Source organism: Streptomyces spiralis (assembly GCF_014654675.1).
Classification (GTDB): domain Bacteria; phylum Actinomycetota; class Actinomycetes; order Streptomycetales; family Streptomycetaceae; genus Streptomyces; species Streptomyces spiralis.
This window is the reverse complement of sequence record NZ_BNBC01000053.1, coordinates 46,785-66,765: the sequence shown is the minus strand read 5'-3', so window position 1 is coordinate 66,765 and position 19,981 is coordinate 46,785. Positions and strand designations below refer to the sequence as shown.

15 protein-coding genes and 1 pseudogene are annotated in these 19,981 nt (G+C 72.7%); 10 read left to right on the top strand and 6 right to left on the bottom strand.

Features of this window, described 5'->3' with window-relative positions; translation table 11 throughout:
- On the bottom strand, window positions 1-432 hold a 432-nt coding region (locus IE318_RS36995; protein WP_229904008.1), incomplete at its 3' end, for a Dyp-type peroxidase domain-containing protein.
- Between the two features lie 95 nt (window positions 433-527).
- Complete coding sequence (locus IE318_RS36990) at window positions 528-1,730, bottom strand: EfeM/EfeO family lipoprotein (protein ID WP_189907304.1); 1,203 nt, start codon at window positions 1,728-1,730, stop codon at window positions 528-530.
- Window positions 1,731-1,999: 269 nt separating this feature from the next.
- Here IE318_RS36990 and mgrA point away from each other — a divergent pair, with 269 nt between their 5' ends.
- Window positions 2,000-3,043, top strand: coding sequence for an L-glyceraldehyde 3-phosphate reductase (gene mgrA, locus IE318_RS36985; protein ID WP_189907303.1), 1,044 nt, complete (start codon window positions 2,000-2,002; stop codon window positions 3,041-3,043).
- Between the two features lie 277 nt (window positions 3,044-3,320).
- Here mgrA and IE318_RS45615 read toward each other — a convergent pair whose 3' ends face one another.
- Both IE318_RS45615 and IE318_RS36975 read right to left on the bottom strand, forming a co-directional pair.
- Window positions 3,321-3,629, bottom strand: coding sequence for a hypothetical protein (locus IE318_RS45615; RefSeq protein WP_229904004.1), 309 nt, complete (start codon window positions 3,627-3,629; stop codon window positions 3,321-3,323).
- Between the two features lie 180 nt (window positions 3,630-3,809).
- Window positions 3,810-5,120: an extracellular catalytic domain type 1 short-chain-length polyhydroxyalkanoate depolymerase gene (locus IE318_RS36975; RefSeq protein ID WP_189907302.1), complete on the bottom strand. Its 1,311-nt coding sequence runs from the start codon at window positions 5,118-5,120 to the stop codon at window positions 3,810-3,812.
- Between the two features lie 246 nt (window positions 5,121-5,366).
- Here IE318_RS36975 and IE318_RS36970 point away from each other — a divergent pair, with 246 nt between their 5' ends.
- The 4 genes from IE318_RS36970 to IE318_RS36955 all read left to right on the top strand — a co-directional run bounded on the left by IE318_RS36970 (window position 5,367) and on the right by IE318_RS36955 (window position 11,031).
- A complete protein-coding gene (locus IE318_RS36970) occupies window positions 5,367-6,767 on the top strand; it encodes a glycoside hydrolase family 10 protein (RefSeq protein WP_189907301.1) in 1,401 nt (466 codons plus the stop codon).
- A 127-nt stretch (window positions 6,768-6,894) separates the two neighbouring features.
- Window positions 6,895-8,676 (top strand): FUSC family protein, encoded by a 1,782-nt coding sequence (locus tag IE318_RS36965; RefSeq protein WP_189907300.1) that lies wholly within the window; start codon window positions 6,895-6,897, stop codon window positions 8,674-8,676.
- Between the two features lie 5 nt (window positions 8,677-8,681).
- Window positions 8,682-9,587 (top strand): LysR family transcriptional regulator, encoded by a 906-nt coding sequence (locus tag IE318_RS36960; RefSeq protein ID WP_037869949.1) that lies wholly within the window; start codon window positions 8,682-8,684, stop codon window positions 9,585-9,587.
- A 355-nt stretch (window positions 9,588-9,942) separates the two neighbouring features.
- Window positions 9,943-11,031 (top strand): PP2C family protein-serine/threonine phosphatase, encoded by a 1,089-nt coding sequence (locus IE318_RS36955; protein WP_189907311.1) that lies wholly within the window; start codon window positions 9,943-9,945, stop codon window positions 11,029-11,031.
- Between the two features lie 49 nt (window positions 11,032-11,080).
- Here the strand turns inward: IE318_RS36955 and IE318_RS36950 are convergent, their stop codons facing one another.
- Window positions 11,081-12,154 (bottom strand): NAD(+)/NADH kinase, encoded by a 1,074-nt coding sequence (locus IE318_RS36950; RefSeq protein ID WP_189907310.1) that lies wholly within the window; start codon window positions 12,152-12,154, stop codon window positions 11,081-11,083.
- 277 nt (window positions 12,155-12,431) lie between these two features.
- Between IE318_RS36950 and IE318_RS36945 the strand changes: the two genes are divergently transcribed.
- Window positions 12,432-13,658, top strand: coding sequence for a chitinase (locus tag IE318_RS36945; protein ID WP_189907299.1), 1,227 nt, complete (start codon window positions 12,432-12,434; stop codon window positions 13,656-13,658).
- A 254-nt stretch (window positions 13,659-13,912) separates the two neighbouring features.
- Complete coding sequence (locus tag IE318_RS36940) at window positions 13,913-15,235, top strand: PP2C family protein-serine/threonine phosphatase (protein WP_189907298.1); 1,323 nt, start codon at window positions 13,913-13,915, stop codon at window positions 15,233-15,235.
- A 30-nt stretch (window positions 15,236-15,265) separates the two neighbouring features.
- Here IE318_RS36940 and IE318_RS36935 read toward each other — a convergent pair whose 3' ends face one another.
- The gene (locus tag IE318_RS36935) at window positions 15,266-16,303 is read right to left on the bottom strand and encodes a YihY/virulence factor BrkB family protein (protein WP_189907297.1); all 1,038 of its coding nucleotides are present in this window, start codon (window positions 16,301-16,303) and stop codon (window positions 15,266-15,268) included.
- 268 nt (window positions 16,304-16,571) lie between these two features.
- Here IE318_RS36935 and IE318_RS36930 point away from each other — a divergent pair, with 268 nt between their 5' ends.
- The 3 genes and pseudogenes from IE318_RS36930 to IE318_RS45610 form a co-directional block, all read left to right on the top strand.
- Window positions 16,572-18,119: a hypothetical protein gene (locus tag IE318_RS36930; protein ID WP_229904002.1), complete on the top strand. Its 1,548-nt coding sequence runs from the start codon at window positions 16,572-16,574 to the stop codon at window positions 18,117-18,119.
- On the top strand, window positions 18,116-19,909 hold the full coding sequence (locus IE318_RS36925) for a nickel-dependent hydrogenase large subunit (protein ID WP_189907296.1): 1,794 nt from the start codon (window positions 18,116-18,118) through the stop codon (window positions 19,907-19,909). The genes IE318_RS36930 and IE318_RS36925 overlap by 4 nt, the downstream gene beginning before the upstream one ends.
- A pseudogene (locus IE318_RS45610) lies at window positions 19,902-19,981 on the top strand (NifU family protein); the annotation flags it as partial. The gene IE318_RS36925 and the pseudogene IE318_RS45610, both read left to right, overlap by 8 nt.

The following is a 19,981-nucleotide window of genomic DNA, read 5'->3' as shown; positions in this document are numbered from 1 at the left end:
GAAGCGGTCGTCGAACAGCGAGGCGCCGACGCCGACGGTCACGGCCAGTTGGCCGGAGGGCAGCCGGCCGCCCAGGATGCCGGAGTCGGCGGGCGGGCCGGTGATGCCGACCGGCTCGGGTATACCGCCCCAGGTGAGGAACCGCGCCCGGTCGGTGAGCGTGCGCAGCACGTCGGTCAGCTCCGCGCGGTCCTCGGCGGTGACGTCGAACGCGACGAACGCAGCCGACCGGCGCGGGGCCGCGAGCACCGACTGCTGGCGCGGCCCGTGGAACGCGGCGACGGCCGGGGCCGCCAGGCCCGGACCGGGCCCGAGCCCACCGGCCGCGGGGGCGGGCAGGGCGGCAGAGCCTGTCGCTGCGGCGACCCCGCCGACGGTGGCCAGTCCGGCCCCGGCCAGGGCCGCACCGCGCAGGAAGCGGCGCCGCGCCACTCCCCCGGGATCCGCCGTCCGCCCGCCGGGTCCTGCCGCCGGTTCGTCCTGCCCGCCGGGCCGCGTCCGCTCGTCGGTGCCGACGTCGTCGGTGCTCACGCCGTCCTCCGCGGATCGCACAGGGTGGCCACGGAGGCCAGCCGCTCCACCAGGTCGCCGAGCACCGCGTCGGTCTTCTCCCGCAGGCTACGGCTCAGGCGGGCCGGCGGAGTCCAGCGGCCCCCGTGGTCGAAGCCGTCCAGGAGGCGCTGGGCACGGTCCATCCCGCGGTCCAGGTCCCGCAGCCCGGGGTAGCGGGTGACGAGCAGCGGCCGCAGCCGGGACAGCACGGCACGGGTGCCGTCGAGGTTGGCGCGGGCGGTGGCGAGGTTGCTTCCGCTGCCGTAGTCGGTGCGGCCGGTCAGCTCGAACTGCACGGTGTTCTCCAGGATCTCGTGAGCCCGCAGACCGAGCTGGGCGGGGTCCATCCGGGCCTGCGACCAGTCGTCGCGCAGCGCCGTGAGGGCCTTGACCAGGGCGGCGGCGGGGGTGCGCAGCGCCTGGGCCGACTCGCCGTGCCACAGCCCGTACTCGATCCGGTGGAAGCCGGTGAACGAGGGGTCGTGGACGCCGCCGGGCAGGCCGGCGTCGGTGCCGTTGATCCGTGCGTCCGCGTCGCCGAAGGCGTCGTAGGCCGCGCCGAGGCGCTCGTACCGCAGATGCGCGGGCAGCCAGGCCGTGCGGGCCGCGGCGAGATCGCCGCGGTCGATGGCGTCGCGCAGCCGCCCGGTCAGCCGCACGGTGTCCGCGAGGCCCCCGGCGACCCACTTCTGGTAGTCGATCGCCGGGGGGATCAGGTCGTGCTCGGTGACGGGCGCCGCGGCCGGGCCGCCGCGGCCCCGGCCGACGCGGACGGTGGGCCCCGTGACCGCGTCGGCGTCCTCGGGCACGCACCGGAACGCGTACGCACCCTGGCCGAGGCGGACCGTCAGCGACCGGGTGGTGCCGGGGCCGATGCCCTCGACCTCCCCGTACACGGCATGGCTCCCCGGCGCCACCAGATAGACCTCGGCGGCCCGATCGGAGGTGTTGTGCAGGTCGAAGACCTGCACGCCGGGCACCGGGGCGTCCCAGCCTCGGCCGCAGTGGCTCTGCGAGACCTCCACGGTGGTGTGCGGCGGTCCCTGCGCCGCCATGCCCGCCGGGTGCGGGGTGCGGGCGAGGGCCACCACGCCGGCCGCCAGGACCAGCAGGGCCACCAGCCCGGCCGCGGCCCACCGCCGCGGCAACCCCGTACGAGGGCGGCCGGCCACCTGCATGCACGTCCTCCCCGGCTCGGAACCCCGCGTGATCACCTCATGCTAGGCAACGTGCACGGCCCGGACAGGCGCCCGGCGAAACCGGTACCCAAGAGTTCCCGGGGAGTTCCCGGCGGCTTCAGAGTTCCCGGCGGCCCTCCACCCGGTCTGCTGACGTCGTGTGCGAGGCGCCCCGTGATCACCGCCGGTCCGGCCGGGCTCGTAGGGTGGGGGTCGTCCCGCCGTCTCCGGCAGGACGACCCCCGACAGCACCACCCGGAGAACACTCGATGACCTACGTCGCGGATCCCACGCGCTACGACGGCACCATGCGCTACCGGCGCACGGGCCGCTCGGGACTCGACCTGCCCGTCCTGTCCCTGGGCTACTGGCACAACTTCGGCGACGACCGGCCCTTCGAGACCCAGCGCGAGATCGCGCTGCGCGCCTTCGACCTCGGCATCACCCACCACGACCTGGCGAACAACTACGGGCCGCCCTACGGCTCCGCGGAGATCAACTTCGGTCGCCTGATGAGGCAGGACCTCGCGCCGTACCGGGACGAGCTGGTCATCTCCACCAAGGCGGGCTGGGACATGTGGCCCGGCCCGTACGGACAGGGCGGCGGCTCCCGCAAGTACCTGCTGGCCTCGCTCGACCAGTCGCTGAGCCGGATGGGCCTCGACTACGTCGACATCTTCTACTCCCACCGGCTGGACGCGAGCACGCCGCTGGAGGAGACGATGGGCGCCCTGGACACCGCCGTCCGCCAGGGCAAGGCGCTGTACGTCGGTATCTCCTCCTACGACGCCGAGCGGACCCGGCAGGCCGCCGCCATCCTCCGCGACCTGGGCACCCCGCTGCTGATCCACCAGCCGTCCTACAGCATGGTCAACCGCTGGATCGAGACGGAGGGCCTGCTGGACGCGGCGCAGGAGGAGGGCTTTGGGGTCATCGGCTTCACGGCCCTGGCCCAGGGCCTGCTGACCGGGCGCTACCTGGACGGCGTCCCGCAGGACTCGCGGGCGGCGCGCGGCACCTCGTTCGACACCGCGTGGCTGTCGGAGGACATGCTGCACCGGCTGCGTGCCCTGAACGACATCGCGACCCGGCGCGGCCAGACCCTCGCCCAGATGGCGCTCGCCTGGGCGCTGCGCGACGAGCGCGTCACCTCGCTGGTCATCGGCGCCTCGCGGGTGGAGCAGCTGGAGCAGAACGTGGCCGCGCTGGAGCGGCTCGACTTCAGCGACGAGGAACTGGCCGAGATCGACAAGTACGCCACCGACGGCGGCGTGGACCTTTGGCGGGCGGCCCGCACCGGGAACCTCGGCTGACCGCGGCGGCTGTCTGAAACGTGCCGCATCCCCCCATCCGGCGACGGGTGGGGGGATGCGGCATCAGGAGCGTTGGGCAGGCCTTGCACCTGCATCTCCCCGCGGGGAGCGGGGTGTCTTTCCTTGGACCACCAACGCACGGGCGGACGCCGGGAGTTCCGGCTGCCTGCGTGACCATCACACTAGTCCGCCCGTGCCGTCGGCGCCTCACGAGACGCGCGCACCGTCACCCGAACGCGTCATCCGCGCTGTTCAGGGCGGTTGCCGCCGGACCGTCTCAGCCGTGTCCCTTGCCCTTGCCCTTCCCGTGGCCCTTGCCCCCGTGCTCCCCCTTGCCCGAGCCCTTTCCGTGCCCCTTGCCCTCCTGGCCCTTGCCGCCGCGGTCACCGTCGTCGGCGTTCAGGACCGGTGACACGAGGTCGTGGGCCGCTTCCAGGGCCGTCGGTACGGGACCGGCGTCGCCCGGGGCCATGGCGTTGTCCTCGGCCGCCTGGGCCGAGAGGACCGGACCGAGCAGGAGACCGCCTCCCAGCGCCAGCACCGCCACCACCTGCCGCCCGCCGATGCGTCCGATGTGACCGGTCAAACGTCCACCTCCCTGTGCCGGCCGAGCCGTCGTGCCCGGCACAGGGAGGCTGGCAGATCCGGTGATCGACGCGTCGGCGAGTCCTGGACGGCTCCCACGGAAGGAGGAGGCCCGGACGCCGGAGGTGACGAACGCCCGTGCTGTCGCCGTCGCCACGACACACCGTGTGCCGACGTCCGCTCAGCCGGTCTGGCAGGTGCTGCCGTTGAGACTGAAGGAGGCGGGTGCGCCGGTGTCACCGGTGTGGGTGGCCTGGAAGCCGACGGTGGTGGACGCTCCGGGCGCCAGGACGGCGTTGTAGGCCACGTTGCGTGCGGTGACGGTGCCACCGGCCGGCGAGAAGGTGGCGTTCCAGCCGGAGGTGATGGTCTGCCCGGACGGCAGGGTGAACGTCAGCGCCCAGCCGTCGACCTGCGCGGTACCGGTGTTGGTGACGGTGATCTGCGCGGTCAGACCGGTGCTCCAGGTGCTGGTCGTGTACGTCACCCGGCAGGCGCCCGCCGGTGTGGTGGGCGGGTCGGTCGGGGGGTCGGTGGGCGGCTGGGTGGTCGTGGAGTCCAGTCCGAAGAACGAGATGGCACGCGCGGCCATGCCCGCGGTCGGCAGGGTGTGGCCGGCACCCTGGACGCTGATCGCCTCGACGGGTGCCTGGGTGCCGGTGCCGCCGTAGCGGGTGCGGGTCCAGGTGGACTGCGGATGGTCGGTGAAGGCCGGTGTCTGGCTCACGCCCAGCACATCGGTCCACTGCTTGATCTCTTCACCGAAGTTGGGGTACCGCAGGGTGGTGTCCTCGGTGCCGTGCCACAGCTGCATCCGGGGACGGGGGCCGGTGTAGCCGGGGTAGGCGGCACGCGCCAGGTCGCCCCACTGCTGGGGCGTCTTGGTCACCGTGCCGTTGGCGCAGGCGCTGTTCCAGCTGGAGCCGTCGGTGGTGGCGAAGCAGCCGAAGGGCACGCCCATGAAGGCGGCGCCGGCCTTGAAGACGTCCGGATAGTCGCCGAGCAGCACATTGGTCATCATGGCCCCGGACGAGGCCCCGGTGACGAAGACGCGGTTCGGGTCGGCGCCGTAGTGCTGTTCGGCGTAGGTGACCATCGACATGATGCCGACCGGGTCGCTGCCGCCGCCGCGCTTGAGCGCCTGGGGCGAGGACACGTCGAAGCAGCCGCCGCTGCGCGTGACCGAGGGGTAGACGACGAGGAAGCCGTAGCGGTCGGCCAGGGACGCGAACTCGGTGCCCGAGTAGAAGGCGGGACCCGAGCCGGTGCAGTAGTGCACGGCCACGAGGACGGCGGGGCGGGCCGGCGCGCTGTCCGGGCGGTAGACGTACATGCGCAGGTTGCTCGGGTTGGCGCCGAACCCGGTCACCTCCGTCAGGGAGGCCGCGTGCGCGGCGGGCGCGGCGGTCAGCGTGAGTGCCGCGAGCAGCGGCACGACGCCCGCGAGCAGCGCTGTCAGGAGCGACCGGAGTCCCGGCCTTCTTCGCGGCATGTCACCATCCTTGGTATACGAAACTTTCGGACTGGTTTCGGGAACGCGCCGCGTCACGTTAGGGGTGTCCCACGGTGACGTCAACCACCCCTACGCCCTTACAACTGGCGGGCGGATAAAGGGGCGTAGCCCTTCGGCCATCAATCGAAGAGAGCGTCCGAACCGTTGACCGGCATCGGTTCGGTTCGTAATCTTCGCGTAAACATTCGCCTGCTGACAGCGAAAGTTTCGACAGAAGGAGATGGCATGCTCATGCCCAGAAACCGGGCCGGAGCCCGGCCCCGGGCACTCCCCCGACGCGCGGCGCAGGCGTTCGCGTCCGCGCTGCTCGCCGCCGCCACGGTCACGGCCCTGTCGCACAGCGCCGCGGCCGCCGACACCCTGGGCTCGGCCGCGGCCGGCAAGGGCCGCTACTTCGGCACCGCGGTCGCGGCGAGCCACCTCGGCGAGTCCGCCTACGCCGCCACGCTCGACCGGGAGTTCAGCGCGGTGACCCCGGAGAACGAGATGAAGTGGGACGCCACCGAGCCCACCCGCAACACCTTCAGCTTCGGCGCCGCCGACCAGATCGTCAGCCACGCGCAGAGCAAGGGCATGAAGATCCGCGGGCACACGCTGGTGTGGCACTCCCAGCTGCCCTCCTGGGTCTCCGGCCTGAGCGCCACCGACCTGCGCACGGCGATGAACAACCACATCACCCAGGTCATGCAGCACTACAAGGGCAAGATCTACGCCTGGGACGTGGTCAACGAGGCGTACCAGGACGGCTCCAGCGGCGCCCGGCGCAGCTCACCGTTCCAGGACAAGCTCGGCAACGGCTTCATCGAGGAGGCCTTCCGCACCGCCCGCACCGCCGACCCGGACGCCAAGCTCTGCTACAACGACTACAACACCGACGGCGTCAACGCGAAGAGCAACGCGGTCTACAACATGGTCAAGGACTTCAAGTCCCGTGGCGTGCCGATCGACTGCGTGGGCTTCCAGTCGCACTTCAACAGCGCCTCCCCGGTGCCCTCCGACTACCAGGCCAACCTCCAGCGCTTCGCCGACCTCGGTGTCGACGTGCAGATCACGGAGCTCGACATCGAGGGCTCCGGCAGCGCCCAGGCCACCAGCTACTCCAACGTCGTCAAGGCCTGTCTGGCGGTGACCCGGTGCACGGGCATGACCGTCTGGGGCATCACCGACAAGTACTCCTGGCGCAGCAGCGGCACCCCGCTGCTGTTCGACTCCAACTACGCCCCGAAGCCCGCGTACGACGCCGTGCTGGCCGCACTCGGCGGTTCGAGCAGCGGCGGGGGCGACGACGGTGGCGGCGGCGACAACGGCGGCGGCACCGGTGCCACGTGCACCGTCAGCTTCACCAAGACCGCCGACTGGAACGACGGTTACAACGGCCAGGTCACCGTGAAGGCAGGTTCCGCCCCGATCACCGGCTGGACCACGACGGTCACCTTCCCCGCCGGGCAGAAGGTGTCCACGCTGTGGAACGGCAGCGCGAGCTGGGACGGCAGCGGCACGGTGATGACGGTGCGCCCCACCTACAACGGCAACCTCGCGGCGGGCGCCTCGACCAGTTTCGGCTTCACCGTCCAGAAGAACGGCAACTCCGCCGTCCCGACGGTCGGGACCTGCACCGCCTCCTGAGTTCGCACATTCCATGCGCCTCATGCATGGTTCGGCGAAGGCTCAGGCATTGGACGCATGCCTTGTCTTGATCGACCCTTGAGGGAGACACACCCGTCCCCCGGTCCGTCCAGGAGTCGATCAGTTCATGAAGGCATCGCGCGGCGCCCCGCTCACCCCCGTGCCCCTCGCGGCGGCTGCGCGGGGCGCCGTCGCGCTCGCCGTGCCGCTCCTGGTGGGCGTGTGGACCGGGGCGGTGATCCCCGCAGTGATCGCCGGGATCGGTGCCCTGTGGGGCGTGAGCCAGGACGGCCCCGATCCCTACCGGCTGCGGGTCCGCCGGCTGGGCTGCATGGGCGGCTCGGCCGCCCTCGGCCTGCTCGCCGGGGAACTCGCGCTGCGCTGCGGACATCCCGCGGCGGTCACCGTCTGCCTCGGTGCCACCGCGCTGCTCGCGGGCGCGGTCAGCCTGCGCGGACGCCTCGCCTCCGTGTCCGGCATGCATCTGCTGCTCGGCACCACCGTCGGCAGCGGCATTCCGGTGCCGGGGCCCTGGTGGCAGCCTCCCCTCGCGCTGCTCGCCGGGGTGGCCCTTGTCGTCGTCCTGTCCGCGACGCCGTGGCTGTGGCGCCGGCACGCCATCGAGCGGGCCGCCGTTGTTGCGGTGTACCGGGCCGCGTCAGAGGCGCTGTCGGCGGCCGGTTCGCCCGAGGCGGAGGCCGCGCGCCGACGGCTGACGGCCACCCTCGACGACGCCCATCAGGTGATGGGCCGCCATCTGACGGACCGCGACCGGCCGCGGACGGAGCTGGGCGCGGTGCGCGAGGCCTTCGACGCGGCGGTGCGGCTGGGTGAGGTGACGTCGGCGCTGGTGTGGGAGGGGCGTCCACTGCCTCGGCGCGTGACGGACGTACCGCTGCTGATGGCGGCACGCCTGCTGCCGGACGGGGGCGCGGCGTCCGTCTCCCCCGCCGCGGACCTTCCGGAGCCCGCGACCGGCCCCGGTGCCGACTCGTGCGACACGGTCTCTCCGGGCGTGCGCGCGCTCTCCGAGCTGTACGCGGAGTCGGTGCTGCACGCGGAGTCCGTCCGGGGGCGTCCGTCCGGCGTGGCTGTGCGGCTGCCCGCGTACCCGTGGCACGGGCGGGCGGCCCAGGCGCGGTACGCCGCGCTGCTGACGGTGTGTGTGCTCGTCGCCCAGCTCTGCGCCGTGCTGCTGCACGGACCGCGCGGATACTGGCTCCCCATGACGGTGGCGTTCGTCTACAAGCCCGACTTCGGGCCGGTCCCGCGCCGCGCCCTGCACCGCTGCGCCGGAACGGTCCTGGGGGTGGCCGCCATCGGCACGGTGACCCTGCTGACGACGGACACCCTCGTCCTCATCGGCGCCGTGGCGGCCTTCGGCGCGCTGATGGCCGTCGGAGTACGCCACCACTACGCGCTCGCCACGACGGGTCTGACGGCGGTCGTCTTCGTCCTCGTCGACATGCTCGGCGACCACCGCGCGCTGTACTCGGCGCGCATCCTGGACACCGCGCTGGCCGCCGCGATCGTCCTCGTCGCGCACTTCGCGCTGTGGCCGGACTCGGCGGCCGGCCGGGCCGCCGCGCAGACCGAGGCGGCCCTCGCCGCGGCGCACCGGTACCGGGACCTGGCCGCCGATGCCACGCCGGCCCAGCGGCACGCGCTGCGCCGGACCGCCTACCACCGGCTCGCCGAGGCACGCAGGGCCGTGGCCCACGCCCACGGCGAGCCGGGCCGCCCCGGGCGGATGGGCGGCAGGGACAGGAGGCTGCCGGACCAGGCGGACGCCATCGCCTCGGCGGAGCGGCTCTGCGACGCCGTCAGCGCACGCAACGTGGGCGCGCGGCGGGCGGCGGCCGCGCTTCCGGTCCGCCGCTGCACCGGGGCCTGCGCGATGGGAGGATGAGCGCGATGGATCTCCAGGTGCTGCGCTCCTTCCAGGCGGTGGCCGAGGGCCTGACGGTGACGGAGGCCGCCGCCGAGGCCCGTCTCACCCAGCCCGCCCTGTCACGCGCGCTGCACCGGCTGGAGGAGGAGGTGGGCGCGGAACTCCTCCAGCGCGTCGGCCGCGTGCTGCGCCCGACACCGGCCGGACGGGTGTTCAAGGAGTACGTCGACGCGGTTCTGGACAGCTACGACCGGGGGCGGCGGGCCGTGGCCGAGGTCGTCGACCCGGCCGCGGGCGTGGTGCCGCTGGCCTTTCTGCACACCCTGGGCACCTGGCTGGTGCCCAGGCTGGTCACCGGCTTCCGCGAGGCCTTCCCGCAGGTCCGCTTCGAGTTGCACCAGCACGGGGAGAACGGCCTGGTCCAGCATCTTCTCGACGCCACCGCCGACATCGCGATCACCAGCGGGGACCCCGGTCATCCGCTGATCACCTGGCGACGGCTCCTGGTCGAACCCCTGTGGCTCGCCGTGCCCACCGGGCACCGTCTGGCCGGGCGCCCCCGGGTCCGGCTGGCCGAGGTCGCCGAGGAGCCCTTCATCCTCCTCAAGCCCGGCTACGGGCTGCGCAGCGTCACCGAGTCGCTGTGCCGTCAGGCCGGCTTCACCCCGGTCGTCGGCTTCGAGGGCGAGGAGGTGCACACCCTGCGCGGCCTGGTGGCGGCCGGTCTGGGCGTCTCCCTGATCCCGTCCTCGCCGGACGCGGCGGCGACCGGCGACGTCCCGATCCGCTACCTGGAGATCACCGACGTGCACGGCGCCCGGGACATCGGAATCGCCTGGCTCTCCGGACGCACCCTGCCTTCGGCCTCCCGGCGCTTCATCGACCACGCACTCCGGGTGACGGCCACGGCGGCGGACGGCCGGTGGTGACCGCCGACGAGGTGCCGGGCGCGGACGGGCGCCCTCGCCGGTGTGCTCCTGCCCGGTGCGCTGACATGCCCTTGCCTGGAGCAATGGAGCCCTCGGAACGGAGTTCCGCAGCACGCTGGTGGTCTTGATCAAGCCCGCCGGGAGTTCCTGTGAACAGGCCGCCTGAGTGTTACCGCGCAGACCGTCGCCCGGTGCCGGGCCGCACGCTCGTGCGCCCGTGGTGTCCTGCCGGGTCCGCCGGGCCACCGCCCGGTGCGCGCCGGGGCTTGCGGTGAGGCCGCCCGGCAGGCCAGGGGCCGCGCAGGCCCGTGCGGCGCGCGTGAAGGCCGCCCAGCCCCAGGTGCCCGCCCCTCCGATGTGGCTGCGCCTGTTGCCGCTCGCGTACGTCGCGGGGGTCCTGGCCCTCGAACCGCTCACCCCGGTGGACTGGCCCGTCAGCTTCCTGCTCACCGGCCTGCCGCTGGTCGCGGCCTTCGCCTACGGGCCCGCGGGGGTCGCCGTGATCGCGGTGTTCGCCGTCGTGTTCGAGGGCGTGCTGGCGGGCACGCCGTGCTGCGCCGGGCGCATGGTCGTCGGCTATCTGTGGGACCGCCACTACGTGGCCAACTATGTCTGCACCGGCCTGGTGGGGATTCTCGGCGCGATCCTGGCGGTGCACCGGATGCGGAGGGAGCGGACGCTGGCCACGGTGCGTTCGGTGGCCGAGACCGCGCAGCGGGTGCTGCTGCGGCCGGTGCCCCGTCGCCTCGGCCAGGTCTTCGTCGAGACGCTCTACCTGTCCGCCGCCGCGGAGGCGCGCATCGGGGGCGACCTGTACGAGGCGGTACCGACGGCGTACGGGGTACGGCTGCTCATCGGGGACGTGCGCGGCAAGGGCCTGCTCGCCGTGGAGACGGCCGCGACGATACTGGGCGCCTTCCGGGAGGCCGCCCACGACGAGCCGGACCTGGCCGGCGTGGCCTGCCGCGTGGAGCGGAGCATGAGCCGTCACGCCGCACAGGTGCCCGGCAGCGAGCTGGCGGAACGCTTCGTCACGGCGGTGTTCGCCGAGATCCCCGAGCAGGAGCCGGTCGTCCGCATCGTCAACTGCGGTCACCCGCCGCCCCTGCTCGTCCACGAGGGCCGCGTCACCGAGCTGCACGCGACCGATCCGTCACCGCCCATCAACCTCGGCGTGCTGATCGGCGACGGCTACCACGTGGACGTCGAACCGTTCCGTCCCGGGGACCAACTGCTGCTCTACACCGACGGCGTCACCGAGACCCGCGACTGCGAGGGGGTCTTCTACCCGCTCGCCGAACGTGTCGCGCCGTGGGCCGAGCTGCCTCCCCGTGCCCTGCTGGACCGCCTGCACGAGGATCTGCTCGTCCACAGCGGCGGCCACCTCGACGACGACATCGCCGCCCTCGCCGCGTACCGCCTGCCCGGTGAGCGCCGGAGCTGAGCGGGCGCGTGCGGGATTCTTCCGGGCAACCGCCGCGACCGCCGCGGGTTCACGGTGTCTGCTGAGGAGCGTCGGGTGCGGGCGGCAGTGCCAGGTGTGCGAGGTCTCCGGGCCGAGGGGACGTCACCGGCCAGAGCGGTGGCGGGGTGCCGTCGGCGACCGCGGCGGGGGCGTCGGAGAGCTTCATGCGCTCGCGCAGGCGGCCGTAGAAGTCCATCGGGCCCAGCCGCACGGCCCGCAGCCGGCGCGGGGAGGCGTAGACGCCGATCCAGTCCCCCGGGTCCAGCACTCCGCGCAGCTGGCCGTCGATGCTGACGACGGCCTGGCCGGAGTGTTCGAGCATGCGCAGGGCGATCGGCTCGTCCGGCGCGGCGACGACCGAGCGGTCGAACACCATGTGCGGGGCGACGGCCGTGAAGACGAGTGCGTCCGCGCGCGGGGAGACGACCGGGCCGCCGGCGGCGAAGCTGTAGGCCGTCGAGCCGGTCGGGGTGGCGACCAGCAGCGCGTCGGCGGAGTACGACGCGAGCAGCCGTCCGGCGATGTAGACGCCGGCCGACACCTGGCGGTCCCGCGCCAGCTTCTCCACGACGATGTCGTTCAGCGCGGTGACGTTCAGGGCGATGCCCCACTCGCCGCCCGACTCGCAGTCGGTGCGCACCCGTGGCGGGGGCAGCATCGGGCGGCGGCCGTAGCGCATGAGTTCCTCGATGCCGGCGGGCACCTCCAGGCGGCGCGAGGCGCGCATCGTGAGCAGCATGCGGCTCTCGACGTCGAGCTGCTGGCTGAGGACCGCGTCCAGCGCGGAATGGACGAAGGCGACGGGGACCTCGGTGAGGAAGCCGACCCGGCCGAGGTCGACGCCCAGGACGAGGGCGTCGTGCACGGCGGCCAGCCGGGCGCCGCGCAGGAAGGTGCCGTCGCCGCCCAGGGTCACGATGAGATCCGGGTCGCCTGCGGCGTCGACCTCCTCCCGGGCGCTGTGCCGCCCGCCGTCGCGCCACACGTCGATGTCCGTGCAGTGCACGTCCTGTTCCTCGCACCATGCGCGCACGGCCCGCGCCGCGGCCACGGCCTCCGGGCGCCCTCCGTGCACGACCAGGCCGATCCGACGTACCGTCACATCCGTCTCCGAGTCGATTCGCGTCCCCACGCGGCGGGCGATACCGGAAGCCATCCTGACCGCGCGGGCAGCCTCCTCCCTCGACGCCACGCCGCCGGACCCCCCTGTCCGCGTCGCACGGCACTTCCCGGGGCAGCCCGGCGCGGCTCGTCCCGCGAGTAAAGAAATCTTATGGTCTAGTCCAAAGGCTCGTCTGGTCCAGACCAATCTATTGACGTGCTCGCAACACCCTCAGGAAGCTGGGGCCCACTTCCCCACACCCCCCTGGAGGCAGGTAGTGAGACGTCTTCACGCATGTCTGGGCGCGGCCACCGCCGTCGGGCTCGCCGCGGTCGGCACCACCGCGCTGGTCGCGGGCAGCGCCTCGGGCGCGACCGCCCAGCTGAGCAACCGCTGGTACGCCGCGGCGCCGTATCTGATGCCGCTGGACAACGACCCGCCGGACGCGGCCGGCATCATGGACGCCACCGGGCTGAAGGCGTTCCAGCTCGCGTTCATCCTCGCCCCCAACGGCGGCGGCTGCTCGCCCACCTGGGACGGCACCGCCTCGGTCTCCTCCGACACCGCCGTGAAGTCGGTGATCGACACCATCCGCGCCAAGGGCGGCGACGTCTCCGTCTCCATCGGTGGCTACGGCGGCACCAAGCTCGGCCAGGCGTGCTCGGACCCGGCCGCCACGGCCGCCGCCTACCAGCAGGTCATCACCAAGTACGGGCTGCACGCCATCGACTTCGACCTGGAGGAGCCCGAGTACGAGAACACTGCGGCCATCCACAACGAGATCGGTGCCGCGAAGATCCTCCAGCAGAACAACCCCGGCCTCTACGTCTCGGTCACCACCGCCGGTACGGCGGACGGCACCGGATGGTTCGGCAAGCAGATGCTGCTGGAGGCGAAGTCGCAGGGGTTCACCCCCAACAACTTCTCCATCATGCCGTTCGACGGCGGCTTCAACGGCGCGGCCTCCCAGACCAGCGCGCTGACCAAGTTCAACCAGGTCCTGCAGTCCACGTTCGGCTGGGACGAGGCGACCGCCTACGCCCACGAGGGCTTCTCGGGGATGAACGGCCGCAGCGACACCGGCGAGATGTTCTACCAGAGCGACTTCCAGACCGTGCTGGACTTCGCCACCACGCACAACATGGACCGCTTCACCTTCTGGTCCCTCAACCGCGACCGCCAGTGCTCCCCGCCCGACAACGGCGGCCGCACCTCCGGCACCTGCTCCAGTGTTCCGCAGAACTCCTGGGACTTCGCCAAGTTCTCGGTGAAGTTCGCCGGTGCCACCCCGCCCACCACTCCTCCCACCACGACGCCGCCCACCTCCTCCTCGCCGACCCCGCCGAGCACCGAGTGCAAGCCGGCCTGGAACGCGAGCACGGCGTACACCGGGGGCAGCGAGGTCTCCTACAACAAGCACAACTGGAAGGCCAAGTGGTGGACCCAGAACGAGGTCCCCGGCGCCTCCCAGTGGGGCCCGTGGCAGGACGAGGGCGCCTGCTGACGGTCACCGCGGTCGCCCGCCGGTCCGCGTCACAGTGGGCCGGCGGCCCGCCCCGGCCGGACCGGCGCGCCCACCCGGTCGGTCCGGCGCGCCCACCCGGTCGGTCCGGCGCGTCCGCCCCGCTCCTGCGGGCCGCGACCGGCCCAACGGGTGATGCGACGACGGGCCGCCCTCCCGCCCTCGGCGTAGGGTGATCGTGCCGGGGCGGTGCCCGGCGGGCGGGCCACGCCCGGCCCCGGCGGGAGGTACCTGGCATGTCGGACGATCGGCGGGAGCCGCGACCGCTGCCGGACGGCGGGACCATGGCGGATCTCATCGCCCAGGTACGGCGGTTGGCGCAGGGGCAGCGCCGGCTGCGGCGACTGCTGGACGCGGTGGTGGCGATCAGCGCCGAGACGGACACCCGGACGGTGCTCCAGCACATCGTGGACGCCGGTGTCGACCTGGTCGCCGCGCGGTACGGCGCCCTCGGCGTGCTCGGGGACGGCGGGGAGTTCGCCGACCTGATCACCGCCGGTGTGGACCGGGCACGGCTGCTGGCCGAGTCCGGACTGCCGCGGGGCCACGGGCTGCTGGGTGACCTCGGGCCGGTGCGCATCGACGACGTCGCCGCCGACCCGCGCTCGGTCGGATTCCCGGCCGGCCACCCGGTGATGACCTCCCTTCTCGGGGTCCCGTTGAGGGTGCGCGGCACGGTGTACGGCACCCTCTTTCTCGCCGACAAGCTCGACGGGACGCCGTTCGGTGACGACGACGAGGCCCTGCTGACCGCGCTGGCCAGCGCGGCCGGCGTCAGCGTCGAGAACGCCCGGCTGTACGAACATCTCAAGCGGGCCGCGGAGCAGTTCCAGCGCCGGCTGCTGCCCGTGCTGCCCGATCTGGCGCCCCTCGAGGTGGAGGTGCGCTACCAGCCGGCGTCCGAGCTGACGAGGCTCGGCGGGGACTGGTACGACGCCGTGCTCCTGCCCGACGGGGCGGTCCTCGTCGTGGTGGGGGACGTCACCGGCCACGACGTGGAGGCGGCGCCGATGATGGGGCAGATCCGCAGCATGCTGCGGGCCCTGGCGTTCGACCGGTGCGGGCCACCCGGCCTGGTCGTGGACCGGCTCGACCACGCGCTGACCATGTACACCGACCCCGCGGCGGCCACACTGGTGATGGCCCGTATCGTGCGCGAGCCGCGCGCGGGATACACCATGTGCTGGACCAACGCCGGTCATCCGCCTCCCCTGCTGGTCACGGCCGACGGTGCCGCGCACTGGCTGGCGCCCGAGCCGCACGGCATCCCGATCGGCGTCGATCCGGCGCTGACCCGCCCCGACCACACCCACCCGCTGCCTCCGGCGAGCACGCTGCTGCTGTTCACCGACGGCCTGGTGGAGCGCCGCGGGCAGGACATCGGAACCGGCCTGCGACACCTGGCCGACAGCGCCGCCGCCCTGGCCACGGCCCCACTGTCCACGATCTGCGACAGCCTGATCTCCCGCGAGGACACCTACGACGACGATGTGGCCCTGCTGGCACTGCGAGTGCCGGAGGTCCCACCGGGGGCGCCCGGGGCGGACACGCCCGCGTAGGGACGGCACCGTCCGGGCGGGGGCCCTCGGTCACGTACGGCCGTCCGGGCCATGGTCATCGGGGGTCCGTTCCTCACCCGTGCCCGTGTGCGGCGGCGGGTCGAAGTGGACGGTGATCCGCTCGAAGCCCTTGAAGGACTCCGTCGTCGCGTAGGACCGGTAGGCCCGCTGGTCGCCCGGGCTGAGGTGGACGCGGTCGGTGAACGGGCTGAGCAGGCTCCTGGGCCACAGCCGCATGCACCGGACCGCGCTGATCTCCGCCGTGACCAGGTACACCAGCGCACCGAGGTAGATCCAGGCCAGCAGGCCGAGCACGATGCCGAACAGTCCGTACGTCGCCGTGGTGCCCTTGAGCACATGGCCGACGTAGTAGGTGCCGCCCCACAGCAGCCCCTGCCAGGCACACGCCGCGCCCAGCGCCGGGCCCCACATCACACGCAGCGGCAGCCGGCGCCGGGTGAGCAGGCGGTAGCTGCCGACCAGCAGGGCGGCGTTCAGCAGGACGGCCAGGATGCCGGCGGCCACCTGCACGCCGACCGCCAGCCGTGCGCCGAAGATGCCCGCCGCCCACTCGGCGGCGGTGGACACGCCCGTGATGACGCACAGGCCGAGCCCCAGCAGTGACAGGAACTTCAGCCCCTTCAGACGCGAACGCAGGGGGTCCGGCCGGGCGTGCCGGGGCACGGCGAAGATCTTGTTCAGCGCGTGCTGGGCGGCCTGGGCGACGTTCAGCGCGCCGTAGAGGCTGCCGATCACACCGACCGCGACGGCGATGGAGCTGCCGTGGAAGGAGTGGATGTTGTGGGCGATCTGGTCCCCGATGACCGGGAACTCGCTCAGCGCGGAGTTCAGCAGCTGGTGCTGGAGGTGGGGGCTGCTGCTGAGGACCGAGCTGAGCACCGCGACGAGGAAGAGCATCAGCGGGAACAGCGACAGGAAGCCGTAGTACGTCAGCAGCGCGGCCAGATAGGCGGCCTGGTCGTCGTAGAACTTGTAGATCACGGCCAGCGGCAGGCCCGCCCAGCGATGCCGTCGCTGGTAGGCATCCAGTCGGGCCAGCACGTCCATGCGCTCTTCCACACCGTCGGCCGTGGCTCCGCTGACACCGGACGCCACCCGTTCCAAGTGCCCCTGGCCAGGCCGTTCCATGCCGTACGGCGGAATCCGGGCGGGCGCCGACCGGACGTACGCCGGCGCGTGGCCGCACGTTCGGCGGCGCAGGGCCGCCGCCGTTGCGCCGGACGGGCCAACGCACCGGGCCCAGGCGGGCGGGTCGGCGTGAGCGGTGTTCCAGTGGTGGAAGGCATGGCGAACACGCGAATCAGAGGGAGGCCGGATGCCCGATGCCGTGACCCAGGACGCCGTGCCGTGCGCTGCCGCCGTCGACGACGGTGCCCTGCCCGCCGACCGGGGCGGGCCGGGCTTCGAGCAGCTGAGCGCGGTGGCCGACGCGGTCCTCTACGAGGGCTACCTGCTCTACCCGTACCGCCGTTCGTCGCCCAAGAACCGGGTCCGGTGGCAGTTCGGCGTGCTGCTGCCCCGGAACTGGGTGGAGCGTGACGGCCCGGTCGTGGCCGGTGTGTCCGGCTCCGCCGACTCCTGGTACCAGCGGACCGAGTGCCTGCTGCGGGTGCGGCGGCCGGATGCCGCCCTGCGGGTGCGGGTGCGGTACCTCCAGATGCGGCACAAGCAGGTGGAGGCCGCGGACGCGGACGGCGGGCACCGCCCGGTCGGGTCGCTGCGGACGGACGACGGCACGGCCCATCTGACCTTCGACGAGGCGGTGCCGCGCGAGACCGACCTCACCGTGGCCCTGGACGACCTGTTCCGGCAGGACGTCACCGTGCCGGTGGGCGCGGCGGCCGGCACCGAGACCCGGCCGCTGCCCTCGGGCGCCGGGCGGGTGGTACGGCGATGCGAGGAGATCCGGGCGAGCACCGCGCTCACGGCCGAACGGCTCGCGCCGGGCCTGGTCCGCCTCCGGGTGCGCACCGAGAACACCGGGCGGGCCCCGGACCCGGGTGCGGCCCGCGCCGAGGCGCTGCGCCACGCGCTCATCGCGACGCACTGCCTGGTCGGTGGCGCGGGCGTGGAGTTCGTGTCGCTGATCGATCCGCCCCCGGATCTGGCGGAGCACGTGGCCGCGTGCCGCAACGAGTTCACGTTCCCGGTCCTCGGCGGACCGGCGCCCGCCGGCGGCGACGGCGCCGGGGGCACCGCTGCCGTCCTGCTCTCCTCGCCGATCATCCTTCCCGACCGTCCGCGGGTGGCACCGGAGAGCCCGGGCGATCTCCACGACGCCGCGGAGATCGACGAGATCCTGACGCTGCGCACGCTGCTCCTGACCGACGAGGAGAAGGCCGAGGCCCGGGCGACCGATCCGCGGGCCGCCGCGATCCTCGACCGGGTGGACACGATGCCCCCGGAGGTGTTCGCCCGGCTGCACGGCGCCATCCGGTCCCTGGCGCCGGCGCGGCAGGAGCCGTCCGGCCCGGTGCGTCCCGCCTGGTGGCAGGAGGGCGGCGACGACGGCCTGTCCCCCGCCACGGACTCGGTGCTGGTCGGCGGTGTGCGCGTGGGCGGCGGCAGCCGGGTCCGGCTCCGTCCGCACGGGCGGGGCGCCGACGCCCAGGACATGTTCCTGGCCGGGCGCACCGCGCGGGTCGCGGCCGTACGCCACGACGTGGACGGCGGGGTGCACCTCGCCGTCACCGTGGACGACGACCCCGCGTCCGAGCTGCACACCTGGTACGGCCGCTTCCACTACTTCCGTCCCGACGAGCTCGAACCGCTGCCCGACCAGCGGACCCCCCCAGCCCGACCGGACCACACGCCCACACCAACCCCATCGGACACGGACAGCGAGGGGCAGCAACCCAGATGACCACCACCGAGGCCCGCTCCACGGCACGCAAACCCGCACAGATCGTGGACATGTCCTGGGACCCGATCACCCGGATCATCGGCAACCTGGGCATCTACACGAAGATCGACTTTGCGAACCAGGAGGTCGTGGAGTGCCGCTCCACCTCCTCCCTCTTCCGCGGCTACTCCGTCTTCATGAGAGGCAAGGACCCCCGCGACGCCGGGTTCATCACGTCCCGGATCTGCGGCATCTGCGGCGACAACCACACCACCTGCTCCAACTACGCCCAGCAGATGGCCTACGGCGTCAAACCCCCGCCCCTGGCCGAGCACATCACCAACCTCGGCGAAGCCGCCGAATACATGTTCGACCACACGATCTTCCAGGACAACCTGGTCTTCGTCGACTTCTGCGAAGCCATGGTGAAGGCCACCAACCCGTCCGTCCTGGCGCGGGCGGAGCGCACCGAGGCCCCGCGCGGCGGCATCCACGGCTACCGGACGATCGCCGACATCATGCGCGCCTTCAACCCCTTCGAGGGCGAGGTGTACAAGCAGGCGCTGAAGGTCTCCCGGGTGACGCGGGAGATGTTCTGCCTGATGGAGGGCCGCCATGTGCACCCCTCCACGCTGTATCCGGGCGGGGTGGGCACCATGCCCCAGCCCACCCTCTTCACCGACTACCTCTCCCGCCTGCTCAGGGTGCTGGACTTCGTCAAGCAGGCCGTGGCGATGAACGACGACGTCTTCGACTTCTTCTACGAGGCCCTGCCCGGCTACGAGGAGGTCGGCCGGCGCCGGATCATGCTGGGCTGCTGGGGCGCCTTCCAGAACCCCGACTCCTGCGACTACCGCTACGAGCGCATGAACGACTGGGGCCGGGACATGTTCGTCACCCCCGGCATCGTCGTGGACGGCGAACTGGTCACCAACAACCTGGTCGACATCAACCTCGGCCTGCGGATCCTGCTGGGCTCCTCCTACTACGAGGACTGGGTGAACGAGGATCCGTTCGTCACCCACGACCCGCTCGGCAACCCGGTCGACATCCGCCACCCCTGGAACCAGACCACCCTGCCCGCACCGCAGAAGCGCGACTTCGACGGCAACTACAGCTGGGTGATGAGCCCCCGCTGGTACGACCCGCGCACCGGCGACCACCTGGCCCTGGACACCGGCGGCGGACCGCTGGCCCGTCTGTGGACCACCGCGCTGAGCGGCCTGGTCGACACCCCCTACGTCAAGGCCACCGGGCACAGCGTCCGCATCACCCTCCCCAAGAGCGAGAAGCTCCCCGAGACCACCCTGGAGTGGCACATCCCCAAGTGGTCCAACACAATCGAACGCGACCGGGCGCGCCCCTACTTCGTCGCCTACGCCGCCGCCATGGCCTTCCAGTTCCTCGAACGCGCCATGCAGCTCGTCCGCGGCGGCGACACCAAGGTCTTCGAGAACTTCGAGGTCCCCGACGAGGCGATCGGCTGCGGCTTCCACGAGGCCGTCCGCGGCGTCCTCTCCCACCACCTCGTCATCAGGGACAAGAAGATCGCGAACTACCATCCGTATCCGCCCACCCCGTGGAACGCCAGCCCCCGCGACAACTACGGCACCCCCGGCCCGTACGAGGACGCCGTCCAGGGGCAGCCGATCTTCGAGGAGAACGGCCCGGACGACTTCAAGGGCGTCGACATCATGCGCACCGTCCGCAGTTTCGACCCGTGCCTGCCCTGCGGCGTCCACATGTACATCGGCAACGGCAGAACCCTCACCACCAGCCACACGCCCACCTACGGAGCCGGCCATGGCTGACGCCGGGCACCCCTCCCCCACCGGCCGCCTCCGGGACCCGGACGTGGAGGTCCGGCTCGCCCGGATCGACGA